Genomic DNA, 18,779 nt, shown 5'->3' with positions numbered 1-18,779 from the left:
CAGGCCGACGCCCCGCTCGCGTCGGCGGGCGGGGCGTGCTAGCGGGGCTCGCCGGCGCCGTCCCGGGCCGCCGGGTGGAGGGACGTGCTCCTACGCCCGGCCGAGGAGCTCGGTGCCCGGGGCGGAGTCGGCGCGGGCCGTGAAGAACCCGCTGAAGCCGGCGAGGAACTCCTCCCGGGTGATCCGTCCGTCCCCGTCGGCGTCCAGTCGGCGGAAACCGTGCGAGAGCTCCACCGGGTCCACCCGCTCCCCTCCGAACACCGCGCGGTACTCGTCGAACTCCAGGAAGCCGCTGCCGTCGGTGTCCGCCGCGGTGAACACCGCCCGCAGCGCGGGCAGCAGCCCCCGCTCCAGGTAGGCCTCGTCCCGGTCGCAGCCGGCCAGGGTGGCCGCCACGAACTCCTCCCGGCTCACCCGCCCGTCCCCGTCGGCGTCCATCACCGCGCGCAGCTGCTCCCACCAGGTGTCGAAGGCCTCGTACACCCGGGCCTCACCGGCCTCGTCCAGCTCCAGCTGCCAGCACACGTTGTGCGCCATCGCCCGCAGGTCGTGCGCGGTGACGAAGCCGTCGCCGGTCTGGTCCAGCACCTCGCGGAAGAAGCGGTCCACCCGGGGCCCGCGGGAATCCCGGTGCGGGCGGCGGCGCTTCGGCCGGGACGGCCCCGGGTCGCGGTAGCGCAGCCGGTCCGGGAGGAGGGGGACGACGGCGCCCGCGCCGCGGTGCAGCACGGCGGACAGCAGCGCGGCCCGCCGGGTGCGCACCAGCCCGAACCGCTCCCGCACCACCGGCGGCAGGTCCGCCACCGTCAGCTCGCGGACCGCCCGGGCCACCACCAGGCGCACCACCCGCCAGCCCGCGTCGCCGAGGAACCGGAGCCGACGCGGCCGGGGCGCCTCGCGCAGCAGATCGCACAACAGGAAGCGCGCCGCCTCGGTGAACTCCAGCCGCTCCCGCGCGTACCGGGCGAAGTAGGCCGGCAACTCCCCCACGGTGGCCGGGATCTCGCCCTCGGGGAGGCCGAAGGCGGCGACCGCCTCCCGGAACTCCGCGTACGCCTGCGCCGTCTCGACCGCGTCGTACGGGTCCCCGCCCAGTCGGCGCATGGCGACCACGCACTCGAAGAGCGTCAGCAGCACCCACGCCCTGGCCCCCGCGTCCCGGGCGTCGTACGGGCGCCCGTCCGGCCCCGTCCCCCGGATCCGCTTGTGCGCCCGCTCCAGCCGGGCGACCTCCCGGCGCAGCGTCTCCGCGTCCTGGTAGAACAGCCGCCGCCCGCTGCCCAGGGTGTGGTCCACCCGCCGCCACGGGTGCGTCCGGTACGTCGAGTGCTCCACCATCCCCGCCGACACCACCGGGTCCGCCGCCTGGAGCACCAGCAGCCGCCAGGCGACCAGCACGACCCGCCGCTCCGACAGGTCCCGCCTGAACGACGCGCCGCGGTCAGCCACGGCGCTCGCCAGTGATGTCGGGGCCGATCACGAAGCCCTTGGCGGGGCCCTCGGGGATCACGGCCTCCTTGCCGTAGGGGACGCGGGTCGAGGAGGCGTAGTCACCGTGCTCGGGGTCCGGCCCGCTGAGGACGGTCACCGCGCCGCCGTCGTCGTGGTCGTCGATGATCACGTACACCGGGATTCCGGCAGCGGCATAGGCGCGGCGCTTGAGCACGTGGTCGCGACGGCGGCCCTCGGCACCGGGGGAGACCGTCTCGACGACCAGGGGGATTCCGGAGGCCGGCAGCCCCGAGCCGTCGGGATGCTCGATCTCCTCGAACCCCTTGATGATCTCCACATGGATGCCCTCGGGGACGTCCATGGACTTCCACATCTCCCACAGCGCCTGGTCCAAGTCCACGCCGGTCTCCTCGATAGCAACCGCGCTCATCGGAACACCCCATTTCCCGTTCTGTGTGATCAGCCCGCGCGAGTCCGCACAAGCAACGGCTGGACGATCGCACACGACCGAGGGGCCGGGGGGTGAATGGCGGTTGGTTCACCCGATCGAGGAGTTTCAGGGCCGGGAACGGCGGAACCGCAGGACGGGCCGACGGCCCGTCCTGCGGTTCCGGGTGGTCGCGCCCTCCTCCCGAGCGGGCGCGGACGGGGTGGGTCAGGAGGTGCGGCCGGTGGCCGGCTTGCGGCGGGAGACGTAGAGGGCGGCGGCGCCGAGGCTGATCGCGAGGCCGGCGCCCAGGGCCAGGTACGGGGTGGCCGGGTTGGAGCCGGTCTCGGCGAGCTCGGTGGCCGAGCCGGTGGTGGCCCGGGTGGAGGTGGTGGTGACCGAAGTGGTCGAAGTGGTCGAAGCGGCCGCCTTGTTGGCGGTGGTGGTGGTGGTCTTGGGCGCGGTGGTCTGGGCCGTGGTGGTGGTGTTGGAAGCCGGGGTGACGGCGGCCGGCTTCTCGGCGGGCTTCTCCGCAGGCTGCTCGGCCGGCTTCTCGGCGGGCTTCTCCACCGGCTTCTCGGCGGCCGCCCTGGCGTCGGCGAGGGCCTTGTCGGCGGCGGCCTTGGCGGCGGCCGCGGCCTCGGTGGCCTGCTGCGCCACGTGGATCCGCCGGACCGACTCGACCCTGGCGTCGGACATGGCGTTGCGCGCGGCGGTCACGGCGGCCTTGGCCTTCTCGTCCGCGGCGATGGCCGCGTTGGCGGCGGCGAACGCCTTGAGCATCCGCTCCTTGGCCTTGGGCAGGTCCTCGTCCGAGGCGGAACCGTACGCCTCGGCGGCCTCCCTGGCCTCCTTCTCGGCGGTGGCCTTGGCCGCGGCGGCCTCCACCGCGGCGGCCTGGGCCTCCTGGTACCTGCCCAGGTAGGGCTGCGAGTTGTCGAGGAAGGCGGAGGTCTCGGCCTGCACCCTGGCCTCGTTGGCGACGGCCGCCTCGTAGGCCTTGGCGGCGTTGGCGGCGGCCTGCTCCAGCTCGGCGATCGAACCGTTGTCGCTCCGGGTCTGCGCCACCCCGGCCGACTCAGCGAAGGCGGGTGCCGCGGAGAGCACGGCGGGCGAGACGACGGCGGCGACGACGGCAGCCGAGACCAGCGAACGGCGGAGGTTCACGATGACCCCTTTCGGGCCTGAAGGAATGCACATGTCCCGGCCGGGCAGGATTCTGACGGCCGGACAGCGTTGATCATAGGCACACGCTTTCTTGACGCTCCATGCCGGATTCCGGCAACGTTCGGGCACTGCGGCTTCCCGGTTCGCCGGAGAATTGACGAGTCGACAAATTCGACGGGAAATCCGCGCCCCGAATGCCCGGATTCCGGGCTTTCGGGCGGGGCCGGCGGGAAAGTCCGGCGCTCGGGAATTACGGTCAGCGCTGGCGGGGCAGTTCGACGCGGAACGTGGCGCCCTCGCCCGGGGCGGTGCGCAGGGTGAGGGTGCCGCCGTGCGCGTGGGTGAGGGCGGTGGCGATGGCGAGGCCGAGGCCCGCGCCGCCGCCGTTGTCGCGACTGCGGGAGGGGTCGACCCGGAAGAACCGGTCGAACACCTGCCGGGCCTGCTCCTCGGTGAGGCCGGGGCCGGAGTCGGCGACCTCCAGCAGGCAGATGCCGCCGGAGCCGGCGCCCACCCCGATCCGGACCGGGGTGCCGGCCGGGGTGTGCTTGACCGCGTTGCCGACCAGGTTGGTGACCACCTGCCGCAGCCGGGCCTCGTCGCCGACGACGGGCGCCGCACCGGGCGCGCCGGTGCCGGCCGGGCCGGTGAGCGCGACCGGGCGGCTCGGGTCGAGGGCGGTGAGGTCGTGCAGCGCGTCGGCGGCGAGGGTGCGCAGGTCCATCGGGGCGAGGTCGAGCGGGCGTTCCTCGTCCAGCCGGGCGAGCACCAGCAGGTCCTCGACCAGGGCGCCCATCCGGTCGGCCTCGCTCTCGATCCGGCTCATGGTCCGCTTGACGTCGGCGTCGGTGGGCAGCGCGCCCATCCGGTACAGCTCGGCGAAGCCGCGGATGCCGGCCAGCGGGGTGCGCAGCTCGTGCGAGGCGTCGGCGACGAAGCGCCGCATCCGGGCCTCGGACTCGGCGCGGGCCGCGAAGGCGGCCTCGATCTGGGTGAGCATCCCGTTGAGCGCGATCGACAGCCGGCCGACCTCGGTGCCCGGGGAGAGCTCCGGCATCCGGTGCGAGAGTTCGCCGGCCGCGATCCGCTCGGCGCCCTCCTCGATCCGGCGCAGCGGCCGCAGTCCGGCCCGTACCGCGAAGAAGCCGAGCCCGGCGATCAGCAGCAGGACGCCGCCGCCGATGGCCAGGAAGGAGGTGCTCAGCTTGCCGATGGTGGCGTCGATGTCCTCGCGGGAGACCGCCACCATGACGTGGGTCGGGGTGGCCGTCGGCGAGGCGTACGCGCTGGGGTTGGCGGCCTGCCCGCGGGGAGCCTGGAGCGGCAGCACCAGCACCCGCCAGCTGTGCTGGCCGCGCTGGTCGGGCAGGTCGAAGGGGACGTCGGGGGCGGTCCGGGTCGGGTCGAGGCCGGCCAGCTGGGGCGCCGGGTCGGTGTCGGAGACGGGCTGGCGCATCACCGCCTGGACCCTGCCGTCCGAGGAGAGGTACTCCACCAGGTACTGGCTGGGCAGGCTGACCCGCCGGCCGGCGACGGCGGGCCGGCCGGCGGTCGGCGCGGTCAGCTGGCCGGGGGGCTTGCGGGAGAGCGGCGGCCCGTACCGCTGGAGCTGCTCGTCCAGCTGATGCACCAGCTGGCTCCGTACGGTGCCGAGCACGAAGGCGTCGCTGACCGCGAGCCCGGTGGTGACCAGTGCGAGGGCGAGCACCAGCAGCCGGGCGCGCAGCGACAGCCGGGAGGAGAACCGGGCGAACACGAGCGGGCCCGGTCAGCCCTGCGGGGGACGGCGCAGGGCGTAGCCGATGCCGCGCACGGTGTGGATCAGCTTGGGGCCGTGCACCGGGCCGGAGTCAAGCTTGCGGCGCAGGTAGGAGATGTACGACTCGACGATGGAGAGGTCCCCGCCGAAGTCGTAGGCCCAGACGTGGTCGAGGATCTGCGCCTTGGAGACCACCCGGCCGACGTTGGCCATCAGGTAGTGCAGCAGCTTGAACTCGGTCGGGGAGAGCGAGACCGGGGTGCCGCCGCGGGTGACCTCGTGGGCGACCGGGTCGAGGGTGAGGTCGGCGACGACCAGCCGGCCGTCCTCGGCGGGCCCGCCCGCCCGGCGCAGGATGGCGCGGATCCGGGCGATCAGCTCCTCCAGGCTGAACGGCTTGGTGACGTAGTCGTCCGCACCGGCGGCCAGGCCCTGCACCTTGTCGCCGACGCCGTCCTTGGCGGTGAGGAAGAGCACCGGCAGGTGGTCGCCGGGGTGCCCGTGGGCCGGGCCGGCTATCTGTCCGCGGCTGGTGCGCTCGCGCAGCTTCTCGACGACGGTGAAGCCGTCGAGGTCGGGGAGCATCACGTCGAGCACGACCAGGTCCGGGCGCTCGGCGGCGACCAGTTCGAGCGCCTCGGTGCCGGTGGCGGCGGAGGCGACGCGGAAGCCGGAGAAGCGCAGCGAGGCGGAGAGCAGCTCGCGGATGTTGGGCTCGTCGTCCACGACGAGCAGGAACGCTTCGCCCTGGCCCCCGGCCACCGTGGGGCCGCCTGGTGTGGTGACAGTGCCTTGCACGGGGCTTTCGCCTCCCGGTCGGACGATGACGTTCAGCATGAGGCTAGCCCCCGGAGGCTATGCGGCATGGATGAATGTTGGATTAACACCTTATCGGTCGGTTTTTGGGCGATCGGCGCACAGGGGTGGGCTCGGTGGTGTGCGCACGGGCGTGAACACGACGGACGGGGAGCGCGCGGGACGTGACGCGCCTCACCCCTGCGCCTCACCCCTGCGGCTCGCCCCTGCGGCTCGGCGCCGCGCGCGAGCGGCTGGGGCAGGGCGCCGGCTACTGAGCGGGCCGGGCGAGGTCCCGGCAGGCGGGGTTCCGGCGGGCGGGGACGAGGGCCGGCCCGAATCCCGTCCGTTTTCCTCCTGCTATGATTTGCCGCGAGGCGAAGGCAATGCTTTCGAGCAATTGCCCGGCCCGATCATTTCGGTGGTCATAGCGAGAGGGAAACGCCCGGCTCCATTCCGAACCCGGAAGCTAAGCCTTTCAGCGCCGATGGTACTGCAGGGGGGACCCTGTGGGAGAGTAGGACGCCGCCGAATTCTTCTTACGGCCCCTGCCGTGTCCGACAGTGACACGGCAGGGGCTTTTTGCTGTTCTCCCGCCGTTTCTCCGCCCGGCCGCCCCGTGCCCCGACGCCCCCCGCGCACCCTCCGGCGGATCCAGCATGTGAGACGCCGAGTCCCGGAAGAGCCGCTTTGCGGGCATCTGAGAGGATGGCGAACATCGAAACAGACTTGCGTCTCGCCAACTGAGACTGCAATATCATGGTATGGACAACACTAGCGGCGTCGGCGTTCTCGACAAGGCCGCTCTGGTGCTCAGCGCACTGGAGTCGGGCCCCGCCACGCTGGCGGGGCTGGTCGCCGCCACCGGTCTGGCGCGCCCCACCGCCCACAGACTCGCCGTCGCACTCGAACACCACCGCCTGGTCACCAGGGACATGCAGGGCCGCTTCATCCTCGGCCCCCGCCTGTCCGAGCTCTCCGCCGCCGCCGGCGAGGACCGACTGCTCGCCACCGCGGGCCCCGTCCTCACCCATCTGCGCGACGTCACCGGCGAGAGCGCCCAGCTCTACCGCCGCCAGGGCGAGATGCGCATCTGCGTCGCCGCCGCCGAACGGCTCTCCGGCCTGCGCGACACCGTGCCCGTCGGCAGCACCCTGCCCATGAAGGCCGGCTCCGCCGCCCAGGTGCTCCTCGCCTGGGAGGAGCCCGAGCGCCTCCACCGAGGCCTCCAGGGCGCCCGCTTCACCGCCACCGCGCTCAGCGGCGTCCGCCGCCGCGGCTGGGCCCAGTCCATCGGGGAGCGCGAGCCGGGCGTCGCGTCCGTCTCCGCCCCCGTCCGCGGGCCCTCCAACCGCGTGGTGGCCGCGGTCTCCGTCTCCGGCCCCATCGAGCGGCTGACCCGCCACCCGGGCCGCCTGCACGCCCAGGCCATCATCGAGGCCGCCAACCGGCTCACCGAGGCCCTCCGCCGCAGCTGACGGAAGACGGCCGGAACGCGAACGGGCCGCGCCCGAGGAACGTCTCTCCTCGGGCGCGGCCCGTTCCGCTCTCTTCTTCCCGCTACGGTTCGAGGCGGTGCGGGCCCCGGAAGAGGAAGGTCGCCTCCCGGATCGACGGCAGCCCCAGGGCCAGCATGAGCAGCCGGCCCAGGCCGAGCCCCAGCCCGCCGTGCGGCGGGGTGCCGTAGCGGAAGCAGTCGAGGTACCCGGAGAGCGGCCCGGTGTCCATCCCCTTCTCCCGGGCCTGGGCGACGAGCCGGTCGTACCGGTGCTCGCGCTGGGCGCCGGTGGTGATCTCCACGCCCTTCCACAGCAGGTCGAAGGACTCGGTGACGGTCGGGTCGTCCTCCGGCCGCAGGTGGTAGAACGGCCGGACGGCGGCCGGGAACCGGGTGACGAACACGAACTCGTGCCCGGTCTCCTCGGCGACCAGCCCGCACAGCGCGCGCTCCCCCTCGGGGTCGAGGTCGTCCTTGACGCCCTCCGGGTCCCAGCCGGTGGCGCGGAGCCTGGCCAGCGCGTCGGCCATCGTGATCCGGGGGAACGGCAGCTCGGGGACCGTCACCGGGGTGCCGAAGTGCTCGGTGATCGCCGCACCGTGCCGCTCGGCCACGGCGGCCAGGACTCGGCGCAGCATCCGCTCCTCGAAGGCCATCACGTCCTCGACCCCGTCGATCCAGGCGATCTCGACGTCGACCCCGGTGAACTCGGTGGCGTGCCGGGAGGTGAACGACGGCTCGGCACGGAACACCGGCCCGATCTCGAAGACCCGGTCGATGCCGCCCGCGATGGCCATCTGCTTGTAGAACTGCGGGGACTGGGCCAGATAGGCGGTCCGCCCGAAGTAACCCACCTCGAACACCTCGGCGCCCGACTCGGAGGCCGTCCCCATCAGCTTCGGCGTGTGCAGCTCGGTGAAGCCCTCCTCGGCCGCCACCTCGCGCATCGCCCGCTCGACGGTCGTCTGGACCTCGAAGACCAGGCGCTGGGAGGGGCGCCGGATGTCCAGGAACCGCCAGTCCAGCCGCTGGTCGATGCCGGTCCGCTCGTCGATCGGCAGCTTCGGCTCGGCCGGCGACACGACCTCCACGAGGGACGGGACGATCTCCAGGCCACCGAGCCTGACCTGCGGGTTGGCGACCACCGTGCCGGTGATCTTCACGGCGGACTCGACCGTCACGCCCTCGAAGGCCGCCTCGACGGCGTCGCCCTCCCCACCGCGCGGATGGGTGACCTGCACCAGCCCGGTGTGGTCGCGGACCAGGACGAACTGGATGCGCCGCTGCAACCGCAGCGTGTTCACCCACCCGTAGACGGTGACCGTCTCGCCGAGGCGTGCAGGCAGTTCCGAGACAAGGGTGCGCGTCATGGCGGCGACTCCCCGGGTTGCGGGCGCGTTGGTCGCGCCACGTCGACGGGCGGTAGACGGCCGCCCTGGGCCCGTTCACCGTAGAGGATCAAGCCGGCCGCGGTCGCCCGGATTTCCCGGGTTCGAGGCACGGGGCGGCTCACCGTCCGCGGCGTTACGCGCCCGGTCAGCCCCCGGCGGCGTGCCGGCTTCACCGCCACTACCCGGATCAACCGCCAGGACTTCGGCGTGAGTTGGAACGACGTGGTGGACCGGGGCGGCACGGTGGTCCGCAACCTGGTCGACGTGGAGGTGGATGTAGAGGCGGTCCTGGAGACCGGCTCCGACGCCGGATGAGCCGGTCGCCCGACGACCACGGGCGCAACCTTTCGCCCCGCTCACCGCATCCAAGGGATGACAGGACCACGGGAGGGGAGGCCGCCGCACGCGCGACGGGCCGCGTCGAGCACTGGCCGCCGAATTCCTCCGAAACCATTCAATACGTATACGATTTGCCTTTTCGAAGCCGATTTCGGAGCCCCTTTGGAGCCTGTTGCACAGCCGTGACAACCGTGCCCGAAAAACCACTTGCCGGACGACTCCCAGGAGTTAGCATCCGGGAATGGAATCGAATCGCCCCCCGATATGGAGTTCCTCCGAGGACGCGGACCGCAGGCCGTCCCGCAACGCGCCGCTCCGGCTGGCCGGCTTCGGTGCGACCTTCCTGGGGGTGAGCGTCGTGTCCGGTGTGCTGCTGGCAGGGCTCGCCCTACCCGTCGCGGGCGGCATCGGGCTGACGGCCAAGAACACGGCGGAAGGCTTCGAGGACGTCCCCGCCGACTTCAAGACCCCGCCGCTCACCCAGGCCACCCAGATCTTCGACGCCAAGGGCGGGCTGATCGCCAAGGTCTACGAGCGCGACCGCACGGTCCTGACCGCCGATCAGATGTCGCCGTTCATGCGGCAGGCCCAGGTCGACATCGAGGACGCCCGCTTCTACGAGCACGGCGCCGTCGACCTCAAGGGCGTCCTGCGTGCCATCAGCAAGAACGCGGAGAGCGGCACCGCCTCCCAGGGCGCCTCGACACTGACCCAGCAGTACGTGAAGAACGTCAACGTCGAGCAGGCCGGGGAGGACCGGGACGCCGTCCTGGAGGCCCAGCGCAAGACCCTGGGCCGCAAGATCCAGGAGCTCAAGGTCGCCATCAAGCTGGAGGAGGAGCTGCCGAAGGAGCAGATCCTCACCAACTACCTCAACATCACCTTCTACGGGAACGGCGCCTACGGCGTGGAGGCCGCCTCCCAGCGCTACTTCAGCAAGAGCAACAAGGACCTGACCGTCGCCGAGGCCGCGATGCTCGCCGGGCTGGTGCAGAACCCGTCCCAGTACGACCCGAAGCTGCACCCGCAGGCCGCGCAGAACCGCCGCGACACCGTCATCGACAAGATGCTGGAGAACAAGCACCTCACCGCCGACCAGGCGAAGGAGGCGAAGGCCGCCCCGCTGGGCCTGAACTACAAAGCCCCGCAGAACGGTTGCATCACCGCCCAGGCCGGGATGGGCTTCTTCTGCGACTACGTGCGTCACGTCGTCAAGCAGGACCCGGCCTTCGGCAAGAGCGCCGACGAGCGCAAGAAGTTCTGGAACACCGGCGGCCTGAACATCTTCACCACGCTGGACCCCGGCAAGCAGGCCGCCGCCCAGAACGCGGTGAGCTCCAACGTGCGGGTCACCGACAGCGTCTCCGCCGCCGTCTCCATGGTCGAGCCCGGCACCGGCAAGATCCTCGCCATGGCCCAGACCCGTCCCTACGGGCTGTCGGAGGAGAAGAACCAGACCGTCGTCAACCTCAACGTCGACGCGGCGATGGGCGGCGGCAACGGCTTCCAGCCCGGCTCCACGTTCAAGCCGGTCATCGCGGCCGCGGCGCTGGAGGCGGGCCTGCCGGCGACCCAGGAGTACCCGTCCGAGAACAAGATCGAGTACCCGGACATGAAGACCTGCGAGGGGACCTGGCGGAACCAGACCCGCCCCAAGACGATGGTGCCCAACGAGTCGCCGAACGAGAAGGGCCCCTACCAGCTGAAGATGGCGATGGCCCTCTCGGTCAACACCTACTTCGTGCAGATGGAGAAGGACATCGGTCTCTGCGCGGTCAAGCAGATGTCCAACAAGCTCGGCATCACCGCCAAGGCCAGCGGCAAGCCCCTGGAGGAGGTCCCCGCGATGGCCCTCGGCGTCGAGGAGATGAGCCCGCTGACCATGGCCAACGTCTACGCGACCTTCGCCGCCCAGGGGACCAACTGCGCCCCGATCGCCATCAGCAGGATCACCACCGTGGAGGGCAAGGACGTCCCCGTCCCGGCCGGCCACTGCGAGAAGGCGTTCTCCGACGAGACGGCACGCGCGCTGAACACCATCCTGAACGGCGTGACCGAGAACAACGGCACCGGCGCGGCGCTCAACCTGGAGGACAACCGCCAGATCGCCGGCAAGACCGGCACCTCGGACCGCAAGCGGGCCGCCTGGTTCAACGGCTACACCCCGCAACTCGCCACCGCCGTCTGGCTCGGCGGCCCCAAGGGCGGCGTCGAGATGCGCAACATCACCATCAACGGGAAGTACCGCACCGAGGTGTTCGGCGCCGACGGCCCCGGCCCGATCTGGCGGGACGCCATGAACCAGGCCCTGCGCGGCACGCCCAAGCAGTCCCTGCCGATGGCCGTCATCCCCGACCCGGCCCCCAAGCCCGACCCGAACGCCACCGGCGCCCCGACGGGCCCGGCGGCCCCCACCGGCCCGGCGGCCACCGCCCAGACGCCCGACCAGCCGCACTGACCGCACCCGCCGCACGTGACGCCGCCCCGCCGGGCACCGACTCGGCGGGGCGGCGTACGTGCGGGCGCCTACTTGAGCGCCGTACCACCCGAGTTGCGGTACGCGGTCGTCTTGTTGATCAGGTTTCCGCCGTCGGTCTCGGGCGTGGTCTGTTCCGACCAGCCGGCGCCGAACAGGAGGGCGCCGACGTGTGCGTTCGCCACCTGGTCCATGTGCGAGAAGAACCAGTCGACCTTGTCGTCCTTGTAGTGGCCGGGGGTGTTGTTCCCCGCCATGTTGCCCAGGGGGACCTGCCACAGGACCACCGGCTTGCCCACCGACTCGGACATCGTCCTGTAGAACGCGAGGGCGGCGAAGCCCTTCTGGTCGTTCCAGAAGGTGTCCTTGCTGCCGTGGGCGGGCAGCGCGTACCAGCCCGCGTCGCGGTCCGTCACGTCGGTGACGAGGAAGTCGGCGTTCTTCGCCCCGAGGTCCGCGTAGTCCTTGACGCACTGCGGGGTGTTCTGCTGCCAGTCGAAGCAGGACAGGTGCAGGCCCACGCCGGTGTTGGGCGCGTACTTGTGGCTCATCGCGATCATGCACTGGGCCAGGCCGGAGGCGCTGTTCTCCTGCGATCCGCAGTCCGTCGGGTTCGCCGCCTTGACCTGGGCGGAGACCTGGTGCGGGTTGCCGAGCGAGCGGACGTAGCCCCAGAAGTCGGGCTCGATGTCGATCATGTCCTGCGCGTTGCCGATCTTCTGGAGGAAGAAGCGGTAGTCGTCCAGGTACTTGGTGAGCAGGTCGGTCCGGTTGATGGCCTGGACCTCGCCGGGACCGTCGCCCTGGCCCGCCATGTCTCCGAGGTCGCGCAGCGAGTACCACGTGAAGAGGTACTTCTGCGGGCGCGGCTTGCCCTGGTACGTCGCCTTGGACGCGCGGTCGTTGTTCAGGGTCACCTGGGTGCCGGGCGCCGTGGTGTCGCCGGTCCAGCAACCCCACCAGCCTGACCACTCGGCCTTGCAGCGCGAGGCCGTGTAGGCGTCGGACGAGGGCGCGGGCCGGCTGTGGATGTAGGCGTACCGCACGTCGAACGGCGCGGCGTTCGCCGTGGCGTCCTCCATCATGCCGCCGAGGAGCACCGTGCTGCTGCCCATGAAGGTCTTCGCCGAGCCGTCGCCGCCACCACCGCCACTGCCGCCGCCGGGGGCCGGAGATGTCGCCGGCGGGGCCGAGGCCGAGGCCCCCGGCGGGCGGGTCCCGCTCGGGGTCTGGCCCGTCGGAACGCTGCCGCCCGGCTTGGTGGGCGTGGCGGTGCTGCCGGAGCTCCCGGTGCCGCCCGTGCTCCCGGCGTTCCCGGTGTTCCCGTTGCTGCCGGAGCTCCCCGCGCTCCCGGCGCCGCCGCCGCTCCCGACCGGGACGAGTTGCCACTGCTGGTTGGCGCCACCCCAGTCGTGGTACTGGGCGACGCGGCCCCCGTCGGCCTTGGAGCCGCTCTGGACCTCGACGGCCAGGCCGCTGAAGCGATTGATCAGACGTACGTAGCCCTCCGACGACTTCTCCAGGTGGAACTGCTGGTTGACGCCGTTCAGGTCGCGCCACTGCACCAGCTCGGAGCCGGCGGTCTTCGACCAGTTGTAGTCGTCCAGCACCTTGCCGGAGTTCCGGTTCTGCAGCCGGTAGTTCCCGTCACCCGAGTCGATGAACCGCCACTGCTGGTTGGTCCCGTCGTGACGGGCCCACTGCGCCACCGCCGCACCGTCGTGCGTGGCGTAGCCGAGGCCGTCCAGCACCTCGCCGCTGTTGCGGTTGACCAGCATGTACCAGGCCTTCGTGTCCACGACGCCCGCCGAGGCCGTGCCGACCACGGCCACGGACCCGCCCACGACCGCCAGGGCGACGGCCGCCCAGAGACTCCGACGCTGGTACAGCCGACGGCCACGGTGCTTCTGCCGTCGCCCCGGAACGGCTGAACGGAGCGAGGGGCGGCCACGGCGGGCGCCGCCGCTGGGAGGAGACGCCTCCGACGACGTGGATGGGCGAGGGAACATGTCGATGCTCTCTTTCAGCCGTGGCCTCTTGACCGGACCGCCTGGCCGGACACCACCCAGTTGCCACCGTCCCCGAGAAGGTTGCCGCGGCCGCGCGATGTTCTCCGGACTCCTGCCGACCGGGACCGCTCGTCGTCGCCGCACCCCGTCTGAAGGGACGGGCAGCGGCCCGACGTACCCCGTACATGGACCGACGGCCCCGGCCCCGCCGACAGGCACGAAGGAGGCCGTCAGCGCGAGCGCGGCGACGGCGAGCGTCCTGCGCAGAGCAATTGCCATGAGGCGGGATCCGTTCTCGCTGGAGGCCGTGCGAATCCACCCCCGGCCAAGGTGCTTCCTCGGTTCGGGCCCGAGCGCCCACCTCGTCCGGCCCGGAGCAGCACCCACCGGCGCGCCCCTTGCGGAGGGCTGCGTACCCTCAGCCGGACCACCGGAGGGTGCTGCCGTCCGGAGCCGCGTAGCCCGTGAACCGGCCCGCCGGGCCGACCTCGACGGTGAACCACTCGCGGCGCGGACGGTTCCGGTCGAGCCAGGAGCGGTGGGCTGCCTCGACGACCCGCCAGAGGTCGCGCGGGCCGCCGAGGACGACGGTGCGGCCCCTCGCGTGGGCGGTCGAGCCGTCCACGGTGTCACGGAGGACATGGCCGTCGCGGACGACGGTGGGCCCGAGGTGGAGGTCGGCCCAGAACGCGAACCCCGGGTCGTCCAGCACGTGGGCGTCGGTCTCCGTGGTCCGGCCTTCTCCTCGCCCCGCAGCCACGTCCCGGTCCGCTTCCGTCCCGTCGCGCAGCGGCATGAAGGCGGCCGGACGGTGCAGGTACCGCCCCACCGCGCGCCCGTCCGGCAGCTTGGTGAGCCTGGCCACCGCGCCGCCGACCGGGGCGACGAGGAGAGCACCCGGCGCGCACTGGTCGAGCCACGCCCGGGGCAGCCGGCGGACTCCGCAGGTCGCGATGATCCGGTCGTACGGCGCGCCGTCCGGGTACCCGTCGGCTCCGTCGGCCGCCGCGACCGTCGGCCCGAAACCCGCCTCACCCAGTCGGATACGGGCGGTGGCCACCAGGTGCTCGGTGCGGTCGACGGTCGTGACGTGCCGGTCCCCGGCGAGGTGGCAGAGCAGGGCGGCGTTGTAGCCGGTCCCCGTGCCGATCTCCAGCACCCGGTCCCCGGGGCGGACGTCCAGCGCGTCGAGCATGTCGGCCATCAGGCTCGGCAACGTGGACGAGGACGTCGCTGCTCCCCTCACTCCCTCCGGGCCGGCCGCGCTTGCTCTCGTCGTAGAGGACGGCCTGGCGTTCGAGTTTCAGGGCGATGGCCCGGGACACATCACCTTCGGCAGGTTTGACCGGCGGGCCCATGGCCGTGCGCATGTACTCCGGCGTCTGAAGCAGACCGGACGGCATCGAGGGCAGGAAATACCGGATGTGCTGGGTGCCACGTTCGAGAGCCGCCAGCTCGCGCTGCCGAACATGCAGGCCACGGCGGACGGAGGTACGGACGTCCTCGTATTCGGCATTGGCCACGCTGGCCAGGTCGAGCAGTTCCTGGGCCAGGTCATCATCTATGCCCAGGGCGGCGATGATCTGCTGGACATCGACGACCGTGGGTAGCGCTCTCCCGGTCTCGATACGGGAGATCTTGCTCTGGCTCATGCCGCACCGCACGGAAAGGCGCTCACCGGAAAGGCCGGAGGCACGTCGAAGCTCCTTGAGCGCCGCTGCAAGGTCTCGACGTTGCTCTCCGGCCCTACCGGGATCGAGGGTCAATCTGCGCAGTACTCCGTGAACGGGACCGAGAGGGACAAGGCGAGATCACGCCATCGCCGGTACTGCTCCAGGTCAGGGCTCTCCAGGAGATCCCGGCCGATCTGCGTACCGTCGGAGCGGTACTTCATGTCGACCACCTTCGCGCTGTCGAACATCCAGAAGTCCTGCTCCGGAAGCCCGGGGTTCTCACGTCCGGTGAGGTCCAGGATCCGGATGTCCTCGCCGGCCTCGACGTTATAGGTGTAGGCGGCTAACTCGTAGCGCAGATAGTCCGACAGCGGCCTGGTCAGGACGTGGACCCGCCCGATCCACCGCCCGGTCGCACGGTAGTACCGCACGCGTGCGAGCCACGGGTCATCCGCCGGGATGTGCAACTCTCCCGTGGCCAGGAACTCCTGGAACTCCTCGTCCTCGCCAGGCATGGCGTAGGAACTCCGGGTCTCCAGCCGGAATGCCTCATGCTCGAACGAGTCGAAGAACGGGCGCCAGGAGTCACCGTCCAAGAGCACGGAACGCCTCCCACAACACGTCCTCGGGGTTCTCCACCACCGATTCCCCCTCGGGCGTCCGCCGCTCCACCGTGTACCCCTGGACGGCGATGGTGCCCCGGTCGGTGGTGTAGATCGTCGGACAGTCGTCGTTGCGACAGTTCGGGTCGCCGCCCGCGATCCGCGTGAGCTCCATGTTCCCCTCCACGTGCTGTGCGGGTTGGTGACCACCAGAAGCGTAGGGAGTGCGCGAGAAGGCCAGCAAGGATCATTCACGTTCCTGCCTAGACACACTCGGAGAAGGAAGCGAGCCCGGCTCCCCAAGTCGGCCTGTACGCCGGGTTCTGTCTCCCGGGCCGCCCGGTCATCGACCGCCCGGGCTGTGAAGGACTTCCGGCGGATCACTCGCCATGGCGGGACCACCAGGTCGCGAACGGTTCGGCGTGGTCGAGTGCGAGGTCGCGCCAGGCCCTGAACTCCGGCAGGCGCCCGCTCGTGGTGAAGTCAGTGCCGAGGTACTTTCCGTGGTCGTCGTAGCTCATGGCCCCGACGGCCTGGTCGTCGAACATCCAGAAGTCGGGTGCGTCCGGGAGCGGGTTCTCCCGGTCGGTGGTGTCGAGGATGAAGAACTCCTCACCTGCCTCGGCGTTCCGCCGGTACCCCCAGCCAAGTTCGAACCTGAGGTACGGGGTGAGCGGGCGCGAGAGGATGTGCACCCTGTACATGCGCTTGCCGGCCTACGTGGCAGCAGCCACCGTCTTGACCCACCCGGCGTTCTTGTAGTCGTCCGGCTGTTCCTCACCAGCGAGGAAGGCGTGGAACGCCTCGATGCCACCGGACTGGCTGTAGTCGTCCAGCGTCTCCAGCCTGAAGGCCTCGACGGCGAAGGTGCCGAACCAGTCGCCGAGTGTCCTGCGCGATGCTGCCATGAATTGCCCTTCGGGGAGCTCGACTGGATGGGAGTAACCCACCCGAGGCTCATGGTCGGTGACGAGGCATCAAAGCGTAGGTACTCGGGAGCGACTGCGGGGCGGTGCAGGTCAGCCGGCCTTGGGGAAGGCGGCCTTCAGGGCGGGGGTGCGGGTGAGGACGGCGACCGCGATCAGGGCGAGGGCGGAGAGGCCCTGGAGGACGGCGTACCAGGGCGGGCATAGGCCGGGGACCGAGTCCACCGCGATGATGGCGATCGGCAGCACGGTGGAGAGGGTGCGGAGGCGGTCGAAGGCCTGGTGGGATCCCTCGGCGGCACGGGTGGCCAGGCGGTGGAAGAACGGGGCGAGCGCGAGGAGGATCGCGCCGCGGACCCACATGAACGGGGTCGTCCCGTGGCCGGTGGCCGCCATCACGGCGACCGTGCCGAGGACGATCGCACCGACGGCCCCGAAGAGCCCGATGCACTTCTTCACCGTGGTGAAGGTGTCCTGGTGGTGGGTCGTGGTCGCCATGGTTCTCTTCCCTCCGTCGTCGTGGTGGGAACGACGCTACGGACCGGGCGCGCGGCCCGGTATGGGTCCAGCCCCACGACGGGGTGGGTCCAGCCCCACCCCCTCACCTGCGGGGTTCGTGACGAAAACTGTGCGACGCGGCTCTCTGGTCATGGCTATGGTGGCCCGATGACATCGGTCAAGCAGGTCCAGATCACCTTCGACTGCGCGTCGCCCGAGCGCGTCGGCCGCTTCTGGTGCGAGGCCCTGGGATACCTCCCGCCGCGCATCCCCGAGGGGTTCGACACCTGGGACGAGTACCAGCGCTCGCTGCCGCCCGAGGAGCAGGACGCCTGGTTCGCCGCCAGCGATCCCACGGGCGCGGGCCCGCGCATGTACTTCCAGCGCGTCCCCGAGGGCAAGGTCGTCAAGAACCGGGTCCACCTCGACGTGCGGGTCGGCACCGGACTGGTGGGAGCGGAACGCCTGGCGGCGCTGGAGGCCGAGTGCGCCCGACTGCTCCCCCTGGGCGCGACTCGCGGACGACTGCTGCTCGCCGACGACAAGAACGAGTCGTGCCTCAACATGCAGGACGTCGAGGGCAACGAGTTCTGCCTCGACTGAGCACCCCTGATCGGCGGCCCCTTGCGGAGGAGCAAGGGGCCGCCGAAACGGTTCGCTAGGCGGTGGCGCCGGTCAGGTGGTCGAAGTCGCCGGCCTTCGCGCCCTGGAGGAGGGCGGCGAACTTGGCGGCGGTGGTGCGGACGATGACGTCGCCCTCGTCGGACTCGCGCAGTTCGATCGCACCATCAGCGGCACGAACCTCGACGCATTCGGAGTTGGCACCCGAGTAGCTGGACTTCTGCCAAACGGAGTTACGCATACTTGCTTTCCATATCCTTCTTGATGGATCGAATGAACTCTCGGGATTCGTCTTCCGAGAGGGCCGCCGAGTCGATCCGGGCGAGCAGGGTACGGAACCGCGTCATGTGGGCCGGCGCATCGAAGAGCGCGATTCCAAGACCTGAGTCCAGCTGCGCCGTGTCCAGCTCAGGGATCGGCCCTTCGGCGTACGTGAAGTTCTCGTGGGTCAGCGGAAGCGTGTCACCGTCAAACAGCAGGACTCGGATAGAGATGCTTGGCCGCTCGGAATCCTCGATGAGACTGCCGAGTTGTTCGGCTTGGGTCTTGGGCCCACTGAACTGCATACGCAGCGCAGCCTCATGAATGTACGCCGAGTACGGCGTTGTCCCGGACCGGACGATGCGCTGCCGCTGCATGCGGAAGGCAGTCCTCAGCTCGACCTCGTGACTCGGGAGCGGTGGGAAGTCCCGCGCGAAGATGGCTGAGGCGTAGGCGCTGGTCTGGAGCAGCCCCGGCATGAAGGCCATGGTGTAGGTCGAGAGTCTGCGCGCGCGTCCCTCGATCTCGGCGACCTCAAGGAAGTCCGGCGAGAGGTTCCCGCGATACTCCTCCCACCAGCCGCCCTTGTCGCGGTCCGTGATGATGTCCGCCAGTGCATCGATCAACGGCTCGTTGACGCACATGCACAACGCGGCGATCGTGCGCAGGCGTTCGACGCTGATGCCGGTCCTGCCACTCTCCATCTGGGTCACATGGGCGGGGTTGATGCCCAGTGCGCGGGCGAGCTGGCTGCCGCCGAGACCGGCCTGTTCCCGCATCCTGCGAAGTTCGGCACCCAACCGCAGCTGGCGGAGCGTTGGGTTCGATCGAAGGGCCATGGGACCAGTCTGCCAGCCCCGTTCGGGGGAACTTCGCGCCGATCGC

Annotated in this window: 17 protein-coding genes, 1 rRNA gene and 2 pseudogenes; 5 read left to right on the top strand and 15 right to left on the bottom strand. The window is 71.0% G+C overall.

Annotated features, from left to right (window positions below; all coding sequences use genetic code 11):
* Positions 1-90 precede the first annotated feature (90 nt).
* From ACZ7RU_RS17600 to ACZ7RU_RS17580, 5 genes are all read right to left on the bottom strand, one after another.
* A complete protein-coding gene (locus ACZ7RU_RS17600; RefSeq protein WP_470341819.1) occupies positions 91-1,449 on the bottom strand; it encodes an oxygenase MpaB family protein in 1,359 nt (452 codons plus the stop codon).
* The gene (locus tag ACZ7RU_RS17595) at positions 1,442-1,882 is read right to left on the bottom strand and encodes a Uma2 family endonuclease (RefSeq protein WP_470341818.1); all 441 of its coding nucleotides are present in this window, start codon (positions 1,880-1,882) and stop codon (positions 1,442-1,444) included. Before ACZ7RU_RS17595 ends, ACZ7RU_RS17600 begins: the two co-directional genes overlap by 8 nt.
* Positions 1,883-2,107: 225 nt before the next feature.
* Positions 2,108-3,046, bottom strand: a complete 939-nt coding sequence (locus ACZ7RU_RS17590) for an LAETG motif-containing sortase-dependent surface protein (RefSeq protein ID WP_470341817.1) — start codon at positions 3,044-3,046, stop codon at positions 2,108-2,110.
* A gap of 256 nt (positions 3,047-3,302) precedes the next feature.
* Complete coding sequence (locus ACZ7RU_RS17585) at positions 3,303-4,802, bottom strand: sensor histidine kinase (protein WP_470341816.1); 1,500 nt, start codon at positions 4,800-4,802, stop codon at positions 3,303-3,305.
* Positions 4,803-4,814: 12 nt separating this feature from the next.
* Complete coding sequence (locus tag ACZ7RU_RS17580) at positions 4,815-5,603, bottom strand: response regulator transcription factor (RefSeq protein WP_470341815.1); 789 nt, start codon at positions 5,601-5,603, stop codon at positions 4,815-4,817.
* 414 nt (positions 5,604-6,017) lie between these two features.
* On the opposite strand from ACZ7RU_RS17580, the gene rrf reads away from it, so the two are divergent.
* Positions 6,018-6,134: ribosomal RNA gene (rrf, locus tag ACZ7RU_RS17575) — 5S ribosomal RNA — on the top strand.
* 230 nt (positions 6,135-6,364) lie between these two features.
* A complete protein-coding gene (locus tag ACZ7RU_RS17570) occupies positions 6,365-7,078 on the top strand; it encodes an IclR family transcriptional regulator (RefSeq protein ID WP_030246527.1) in 714 nt (237 codons plus the stop codon).
* 82 nt (positions 7,079-7,160) lie between these two features.
* Here ACZ7RU_RS17570 and aspS read toward each other — a convergent pair whose 3' ends face one another.
* Positions 7,161-8,468 carry an aspartate--tRNA(Asn) ligase gene (aspS, locus tag ACZ7RU_RS17565; RefSeq protein WP_470341814.1) on the bottom strand — a complete coding sequence of 436 codons (1,308 nt, stop codon included), beginning with the start codon at positions 8,466-8,468 and terminating at the stop codon, positions 7,161-7,163.
* Positions 8,469-8,555: 87 nt separating this feature from the next.
* On the opposite strand from aspS, the gene ACZ7RU_RS17560 reads away from it, so the two are divergent.
* Positions 8,556-8,804: a YceI family protein gene (locus ACZ7RU_RS17560; RefSeq protein ID WP_470341879.1), complete on the top strand. Its 249-nt coding sequence runs from the start codon at positions 8,556-8,558 to the stop codon at positions 8,802-8,804.
* A 265-nt stretch (positions 8,805-9,069) separates the two neighbouring features.
* Positions 9,070-11,286, top strand: coding sequence for a transglycosylase domain-containing protein (locus tag ACZ7RU_RS17555; RefSeq protein ID WP_470341813.1), 2,217 nt, complete (start codon positions 9,070-9,072; stop codon positions 11,284-11,286).
* Positions 11,287-11,354: 68 nt separating this feature from the next.
* Here ACZ7RU_RS17555 and ACZ7RU_RS17550 read toward each other — a convergent pair whose 3' ends face one another.
* From ACZ7RU_RS17550 to ACZ7RU_RS17520, 7 genes and pseudogenes are all read right to left on the bottom strand, one after another.
* On the bottom strand, positions 11,355-13,148 hold the full coding sequence (locus ACZ7RU_RS17550; protein WP_470341812.1) for an RICIN domain-containing protein: 1,794 nt from the start codon (positions 13,146-13,148) through the stop codon (positions 11,355-11,357).
* 583 nt (positions 13,149-13,731) lie between these two features.
* Complete coding sequence (locus ACZ7RU_RS17545) at positions 13,732-14,517, bottom strand: methyltransferase domain-containing protein (protein ID WP_470341811.1); 786 nt, start codon at positions 14,515-14,517, stop codon at positions 13,732-13,734.
* Positions 14,518-14,641: 124 nt separating this feature from the next.
* Positions 14,642-15,079 (bottom strand): annotated as a pseudogene (locus ACZ7RU_RS17540) (helix-turn-helix domain-containing protein); the annotation flags it as partial.
* Positions 15,076-15,588 (bottom strand): DUF6879 family protein, encoded by a 513-nt coding sequence (locus ACZ7RU_RS17535; RefSeq protein WP_470341810.1) that lies wholly within the window; start codon positions 15,586-15,588, stop codon positions 15,076-15,078. The pseudogene ACZ7RU_RS17540 and the gene ACZ7RU_RS17535, both read right to left, overlap by 4 nt.
* Positions 15,572-15,763, bottom strand: coding sequence for a hypothetical protein (locus ACZ7RU_RS17530; RefSeq protein WP_470341809.1), 192 nt, complete (start codon positions 15,761-15,763; stop codon positions 15,572-15,574). Before ACZ7RU_RS17530 ends, ACZ7RU_RS17535 begins: the two co-directional genes overlap by 17 nt.
* A gap of 205 nt (positions 15,764-15,968) precedes the next feature.
* Positions 15,969-16,496: pseudogene (locus tag ACZ7RU_RS17525) on the bottom strand (DUF6879 family protein).
* Between the two features lie 111 nt (positions 16,497-16,607).
* A complete protein-coding gene (locus ACZ7RU_RS17520; RefSeq protein WP_470341808.1) occupies positions 16,608-17,012 on the bottom strand; it encodes a hypothetical protein in 405 nt (134 codons plus the stop codon).
* Positions 17,013-17,180: 168 nt separating this feature from the next.
* Here ACZ7RU_RS17520 and ACZ7RU_RS17515 point away from each other — a divergent pair, with 168 nt between their 5' ends.
* Positions 17,181-17,615, top strand: a complete 435-nt coding sequence (locus ACZ7RU_RS17515; protein WP_470341807.1) for a VOC family protein — start codon at positions 17,181-17,183, stop codon at positions 17,613-17,615.
* A gap of 55 nt (positions 17,616-17,670) precedes the next feature.
* Here ACZ7RU_RS17515 and ACZ7RU_RS17510 read toward each other — a convergent pair whose 3' ends face one another.
* Both ACZ7RU_RS17510 and ACZ7RU_RS17505 read right to left on the bottom strand, forming a co-directional pair.
* Positions 17,671-17,874 carry a DUF397 domain-containing protein gene (locus ACZ7RU_RS17510; protein ID WP_470341806.1) on the bottom strand — a complete coding sequence of 68 codons (204 nt, stop codon included), beginning with the start codon at positions 17,872-17,874 and terminating at the stop codon, positions 17,671-17,673.
* Positions 17,867-18,733: a helix-turn-helix domain-containing protein gene (locus tag ACZ7RU_RS17505; protein WP_470341805.1), complete on the bottom strand. Its 867-nt coding sequence runs from the start codon at positions 18,731-18,733 to the stop codon at positions 17,867-17,869. The genes ACZ7RU_RS17510 and ACZ7RU_RS17505 overlap by 8 nt, the downstream gene beginning before the upstream one ends.
* Positions 18,734-18,779 lie beyond the last annotated feature (46 nt).

The organism is Kitasatospora sp. NPDC114501 (genome assembly GCF_055633695.1).
The sequence above is the reverse complement of the archived record's forward strand: the minus strand, read 5'-3'. Positions and strand labels throughout refer to the sequence as shown.